Raw genomic sequence first — 6,977 nt, forward strand, 5'->3', positions numbered from 1 at the left:
AGCCGATGACCTTTCTGTGGGGCTGGTTCTGGTGGGTGTATCGATACAGCTGTTCTTCTGAATAATACCGGGTCCCTTTTGGAGAAACAGCGGCTGGCTTGAGTATTCCGTTTTTGTCCATGTCCCGCAGCTGCTGTACAGAAACACCAAGTTCTTTGGCGAATTCTCCAATTTTCATCAATGCCATGGATACTGCCTCCACTATAAGAATACCGTTTTCACAGGTGGAAGACGAGATATTTTTAGAATGAACTACATACTATAAGATTACTTGAAACTGTTATGAGCCCATCTCGTATTAACCAATTTCTTAATAATGGTATAGTAAAACTATTATATCGTAATCAAAATCATATATTGCGCAAAAGTTACGACTTATACTCTCTGACTATATAGTATTTGGATTATTCAGGGAGGTTTTGCCATCGATTTATGATATCTGCACAAATATTTAAAGCCGATGTTTTTTAGAGATAATGATAAAAAAAGACCTTTACAGGAAGAGAAGAAGTCTGAGGTTCCATTCATCCTGTAAAGGTCTTAGCTGGTAATTCATAATGAATACGTTATTAATCATAATCACTATGAAATTAATACATAATTAATAGAGGCTAGTTTCATTGACTGCTTCGTTTATATCAATGCATTCAGAACAGACTTTTCATCCCAATCACTTTTGCTAAGGATTAGATAATTTTGCGAGTGATTCATTTTACATCAGTGGCGAAAAAATCTTCAGAATGTTTCTGGACCAGCGAACCACTGGATTGACTTTTTTGACTTCCTGAAGAGTCACCTCATGCGACTGGGCAAAAATTTCTTCAAAGTCTTTTTGGATATCCGGAATGCATTCTGTGTCATACATCCAGATTCCGCACTCATAGTTAAGATAATACGAGCGAAAATCCATATTTACCGTTCCTACAAAAGCCTGTTTATCATCGGCTAGAGTCACTTTTCCATGAATAAAGCCAGGCGTGTATTCATAGATCCGGACTCCTTTTTTTAACAGGTTTTCATAGTTGGCTTTTGTTACTTCATAAACTGTCTTCTTATCTGGAATTCCAGGAACAACGATTCGAACATCTACGCCATTATTCACCGCAAGAATCAGCTGAGCTTCAATCTCTGAATCAAGAATTAAATATGGAGTTGAAATCCAGCAGCGTTCTGTACTGCCAGCTAACATGTTCATATGGACATTCTTACCAATATTATTTGAATCCGTTGGTGAATCGGAAAAAGGAAGGACATATCCTTTTTTCTCCGAATACTGTGGATAGGAAGCAGGGGGCATCACAAATTCTTCATAAGGAGTATTCGTGTCGCTGACATAATTCCACGTCTGCAAAAAGGAAATAATGAACGGTTCAGCGGCTCTTCCCCGCACTCGAATTCCCATATCTTTCCAGTATCCAAAACATTCGACTTCATTGATGTATTCGTCCGCAATATTACTGCCGCCAGTAAAAGCGGTTTTGCCGTCAATCACAATAATCTTGCGGTGATCACGGTTATTCATCTGAATCGCAAGCTTCGGATGGATCGGGTTGAAGGAATGAATCTTAATTCCCTTTTCTCTTAATGTCTCCTGAAACTCAGGTTTGACATTTAAAATCGAGCCAAAGTCATCATAAACGATACGGACATCCACACCTTCCTTTACTTTCTGTTCAAGAATCTCAAGCATGGAATCCCACATCTTTCCTTCATCGATAATGTAGGTTTCGATAAAGATATATTCTTTGGCTTTCTTTAGTTCCTCAAGAATCGATTCAAACTGCTCCTTGCCTGTGAAAAAGTATTTGGTGTCTACGTGCGAGTAGACTGGAAAGTACCCATTGTTCCAGGCCATATTGATCATTTTCTTGAAGTTAGGATCGTCAGAAGGACCGTTTTCGATCATTTTCATATTCTGCAAAGCATATTGCTTATAGTCAGAATAGGCCTGTCTGTCCTGAATCATCAGAGCTTTTGGAATCTTTCTTCCGCCAAAGAGCAGATAAAGAATTCCTCCAAAGAAAGGCAGCGCCATGATGATAAAAACCCACAGCAGCTTGCTTGAAGAATCTGAATCCCGGTTGATCACAATAATCGCTACAATGACGGATAAAACGATCATAAAATAATACACAGGAACAAATTCATATGAGAAATAGCTCATCAGGATGATCAGGATTAACAGCTGACAAAGTAGCGCCGCAGCCAGATACAGGGCTTTGGACTTCATGAATTTCTTTAATAGCTGCAATAAATCACCTTTTTCTACAACATTTCGAACCGATCAAACGATCAGTTTCAGATCAAAATTCACATTCAGACTTGCAAAGAGTTATCTTTGTGTCAATTGGAATGCTATCACTAAGCAATTATACTTTGATAATAGGAACATTCCCATATTATGGATCTTACGTTTTTATTATTTCGCGATTAGAAAATGGAAAAAACCTGAAAGATCGAAATCTTCCAGGTTTGACGTGGTAGTCCTTTGGCCTTGTGGATGACCAAAGGGATTTAATAGTATCAGATTTCAGAATCATTGCGCAAATAAAGAGAAATGATCCATATAAAACGGTAAGAATTGCAGGTAAACCAACCATTTTAAGGCCGAATTTTTCTAAGACTGATATTTTGAGTTTCTCAAATAATAACAGTTCAGGCATGATTCATTTTGTCTTTTTTGGTAAATGCCAATGCGGCAGCTCCAATTAAGCCTGAATCTTCACTCAGAGTGGAACGATGAATTTTTATAAAAGGCTTAAGTACATAGAAAACTTTATCCTTGACTCTTTGTTCAACCTCTTCAACAAACCCTGGAGTTTTCATGGCTACTGAGCCACCTAAAATAACGATATCCGGATCGCTGATCGCATAAAGACTCGCAATTAGATTGGCCAGATATTCCTTAGCCTCTTCCATAATCTGTTTTGCTTCTTCATTACCTTCAACCGCAAGCTCATTTACTTCACCGGCATGCGCAGCCTTTAAGCCCGCTTCATTTGCTCTTTTGGTAATTGCGGTTCCTGAAGATATGGCTTCAATGGCGCCAGCCGCAAGACCGTTTTGTGAAGGTCCATCAAGCCAGACAATTACATTAGAGACTTCATTTCCAAGTCCATGAGCGCCTTCATAGATTTCCTTATCAACGATAAGGCCTGCTCCAATTCCAGTTGAAATCGTCAGAAACTGTACAATTCTCTTATCTTTGCCTTCTCCAGCAGCTGCTTCAGCCAGTGCTGCCAAATTGGCATCATTGGCAAGCCAGGCTGGTACTTCTGCTAATTCACTGATCGTCTTGGTTAGTGGAAAATCCAGCCATTCATTTCCAAAGTTATTAGCCATTAAGATCCGTCCATCTTCTGTATCCAGAACACCTGGTACAGAAATGCCTATCCCTTCGACAGGAGTTTCATAAGACAGGATGAAGCTGGCTATTTTACGGCAGTTTTCCATTGGATCATCTGTCATCGTAGCAAATTGAACACGCTTTAATATGTTGTAATCTTCATCAACCAATGCCACACGGGTATTGGTTCCACCGATATCGACAGCGGCTGCATATTTTTTCTTCTCTTCCATTATTGACCTCTTCCTTCTGTTAGTCCGAAAGGACTTCTTTCGATTTGAAACAATAGTCCGAAAAAATTTCTTTAACTGTGCCCAAAGCTTTAATTTTTTAATTTCTGAACTTTATTTCAAGTCTAATTGCACTTCATTCAGACATTATGTTCTCTTCCATTATATCGACAGTCGATCAAAAGATTATGATGGATTCAAACTGCTTCCATATAACAGACTTCACTCGAATTTTAAAAATCGCCTGATTTGATATTTGAATGATCAGAGCTTTCAGCTTATTCTTTTTTGCTAGTTATTATTTATCTGCTAAAAAAGCACTCGTTAGAGGCTTTGTTTAATATAAGAAAGACTATAGGTCAAAAATATATTCGATTGTCTCACGGTCATCTTCACTTGCGTACCAGCCTTTTTGACTTTCGACAGTAATATATATTCACCTTCTTGCGTATAGCCGAGATGAACATCGTATCCTTCCCAGTCTCCAACCTACTCAACCATATCAAATTCTTTCCCGTCATACTCTTCTCTCAAATACTAGCTCAAATCAAAATTATCAAACTTAAACATAGAACATCCTTTCTGGAAAATTGAATCCAATAGTTGCTGGAGTTTGTTCTAGCCAGTTATCTCCAAGCGAAGTCACTTCAGTCAGTATTCCTGAATACGAAAAGCCCAAGTTTGAGTGCAAATAATTTAATATTACTTAGACTCAGCATATATTTGAAATAACTGCTCTTGATTAACATGTGCTAAACAACGCTCTTTTTTAGAAAGCGTAAACTCTGATTTATACAAAAAAACTTAGCTTTCTGTTTCAGAGTCAACGATAATAAAATTTAATCCAATCCACGATTCATGTTATTCTATTTAATTTCTTCTCATAACAGTACGATTAATTGAAAGATAGTCATCGAAAATGTTTATATCGCCTTTTTTCGTTTTTTACCTTAATTGAACATCATGTAATCCAGACTTTATTTGCCAACAAAAACACTTACAGTATCTTTTTGTTATTATTCATTATCCGATATTCCCAGCTGTTTTCGAAGTGACGGTTCAATTTCCAATCGCGTCGTTCTTCCCTGTCTCTCTGCCTCTACTAACAATCCTTTTTTAATCATTGGCTTTATTACATTATTAGAAGTATAAACGTAGTTCAAACATAATATTTGTGCAATTTCTTTTCGTGATAATGGAACAATACAGCTTTTCAGAACCTCGATCTCACGTTCAGACAAGTTTTGAAAGACACCATCTGTACTGGAATCTTTCTGCTGCAGTGAGTTTCGAAAGATAATTTTGAATTGACGCCCATTATCAATATATTCGGGAGCTCTGAGCCCGTACTTCTTCATTTCCTTTTCCATCGTTGGAATGCCACTATACCGATTTTCACTTATTTTCAAAATTTCAAGTATTCTCACAAGCGCGCTATTTCTTGATTCGGGATTATCTCGTCCAAGCTGACTTACAGGAAAGCCACCATAAATCCCTCCACTACTAATAATTTCAATTCGATCTGTAAACATTTTTATATCGATCGGAGTTCCATTAGTATGTCGACTATAATCTCGATGGATTAAAGCATTCAGAATAGCTTCTCTGATCGCCACCAGAGGATATTCATATCTATCAGTCCGTTTACCATTTTTATCGATTATCGTTCTGATTTTCATATTTCGTTCGAGGAAATTGATCGATTCTTCTAGCATTTCCGGAATCGATCCTTCTATCCTCCTGTTATCTAAAAACCGAGCATCATTGCTGTCTGTTTCACCTGTTGACTCTCCAGGAACTACAGCAGCAGTAATAGCCAATCCAGGAAATTCAGACTGAGGGAATTTGGAAAAAACCATGAATCCTGCAAGAGTTGGTTTTCCATTTTTGATCACTTTCTGCAAAGTGAGAACCTGGTCATCGGACATTCCTTCAAATCTGCCTGAAGCTTTTACTGTATTGATAAAGGTTTGCATTCGTACGGTATCCAACATAATCCAGTCAGATTCGACAGTTCTCTGATCTTCTCTAAGCCCCAGTCTGTAAGCCTGATATTTATATATTTCGTAACTTGTCATATGTTCATCAGAATCGCCGATTCTGATGTATGACCCTTTTTGAATTCCTTTTGCCTTATGGAAAACCGGCCGATCAGCATACGGCAATCCATTAATTTCCGCAGTTACGAGCTGCTTACCATCTATGGAAAATACATTAAGCAGTGGATGTACAACAGGCTCCATTTCCAGAGATCGATTATTTACTTGTACCTGTAAATCCGCTGGATCATATACGCCGGTAATTTTATGGCCTTCCTTCTCAGATAAACCAAAAAGAATAACTCCACCTTCATCCTGATTGGAAAACGAGGAAAGAGTGTCATATATTTTTGGACATCCTCCTCCAGCTTCTTTTATCTCAACGTTTCTCAATTCAGTTTTCTGTTTCTGAATATTTTCAACCAATACACGCATCTGCTCATCATTCTCACGCACCTCCAACGGAAAGTGATACTGCTTTTTTAACAAAAGATTTAATATTTTGTGCAGGTGTTTAGTCTGATCATTAATTCAGACTCCACAAATATCCACTTATTATTTTATCAATGATATCTATATCAATAATCTAAGCTAAAATATCAATATCAATCTATATCAAAACCGATAAAATTGATATCCAAACCTTTAATATTGATATTTAAACCGATATTATTGATATTGAAACCTATAATATTGATATTTAAATCGATAATATCGATAACAAAACCTATATTATGATACAAAATCTATAATATTATTATTCAAATCTATATTATTGATAACAAAATCTATACTTCAGCTCCACTTCTTCCCCGTATATGAAGCAGTCAGGAACGGACTCACCAATAGAGAAAAGTTGAATTACATGGCATCTTTAAAATTTAGATCCTAACCACCTTATATATCCAACATAACTTCTGACATTAACCTCAATGCCAGTCATATTCTGGTTTCAGTTCACAAATAGTCATGAAATTTAGTTTCCAGCCAAGTTTTTGTTCTGGTCCAACTTTTATTTTTTCTCTCACCCATCAATTTGTATGTATTTTTGTAATACCTTTTTATTCAAAATGGGCTCATAACAGTTTCAAGTAATCTTATAGTATGTAGTTCATTCTAAAAATATCTCGTCTTCCACCTGTGAAAACGGTATTCTTATAGTGGAGGCAGTATCCATGGCATTGATGAAAATTGGAGAATTCGCCATAGAACTTGGTGTTTCTGTACAGCAGCCGTGGGACATGGACAAAAACGGAATACTCAAGCCAGCCGCTGTTTCTCCAAAAGGGACCCGGTATTATTCAGAAGAACAGCTGTATCGATACACCCACCAGAACCAGCCCCACAGAAAGGTCATCGGCT

At 37.3% G+C, this 6,977-nt stretch carries 5 protein-coding genes; 1 reads left to right on the forward strand and 4 read right to left on the reverse strand.

Going from position 1 to position 6,977, the window contains the following annotated elements; genetic code table 11:
- From BO222_RS01180 to BO222_RS01195, 4 genes are all read right to left on the reverse strand, one after another.
- On the reverse strand, positions 1–187 hold a 187-nt coding region (locus BO222_RS01180; protein ID WP_143356888.1), incomplete at its 3' end, for a MerR family transcriptional regulator.
- Positions 188–712: 525 nt separating this feature from the next.
- On the reverse strand, positions 713–2,251 hold the full coding sequence (gene cls, locus BO222_RS01185; RefSeq protein ID WP_143356889.1) for a cardiolipin synthase: 1,539 nt from the start codon (positions 2,249–2,251) through the stop codon (positions 713–715).
- 404 nt (positions 2,252–2,655) lie between these two features.
- Positions 2,656–3,579, reverse strand: a complete 924-nt coding sequence (locus BO222_RS01190) for an ROK family protein (protein WP_075817641.1) — start codon at positions 3,577–3,579, stop codon at positions 2,656–2,658.
- Positions 3,580–4,592: 1,013 nt separating this feature from the next.
- Positions 4,593–6,050, reverse strand: coding sequence for an ATP-binding protein (locus BO222_RS01195; RefSeq protein ID WP_075817643.1), 1,458 nt, complete (start codon positions 6,048–6,050; stop codon positions 4,593–4,595).
- A 740-nt stretch (positions 6,051–6,790) separates the two neighbouring features.
- Between BO222_RS01195 and BO222_RS01200 the strand changes: the two genes are divergently transcribed.
- On the forward strand, positions 6,791–6,977 hold a 187-nt coding region (locus BO222_RS01200; RefSeq protein WP_143356890.1), incomplete at its 3' end, for a MerR family transcriptional regulator.

Origin of the sequence: Ileibacterium valens, from assembly GCF_001945525.1 — a bacterium.
GTDB classification, from domain to species: domain Bacteria; phylum Bacillota_I; class Bacilli_A; order Erysipelotrichales; family Erysipelotrichaceae; genus Ileibacterium; species Ileibacterium valens.

Bases quoted from the DNA above. Each gene is read 5' to 3' on its own strand.
- BO222_RS01190 (WP_075817641.1), bottom strand. From the start codon at position 3,579: ATGGAAGAGAAGAAAAAATATGCAGCCGCTGTCGATATCGGTGGAACC.
- BO222_RS01195 (WP_075817643.1), bottom strand. From the start codon at position 6,050: ATGCGTGTATTGGTTGAAAATATTCAGAAACAGAAAACTGAATTGAGA.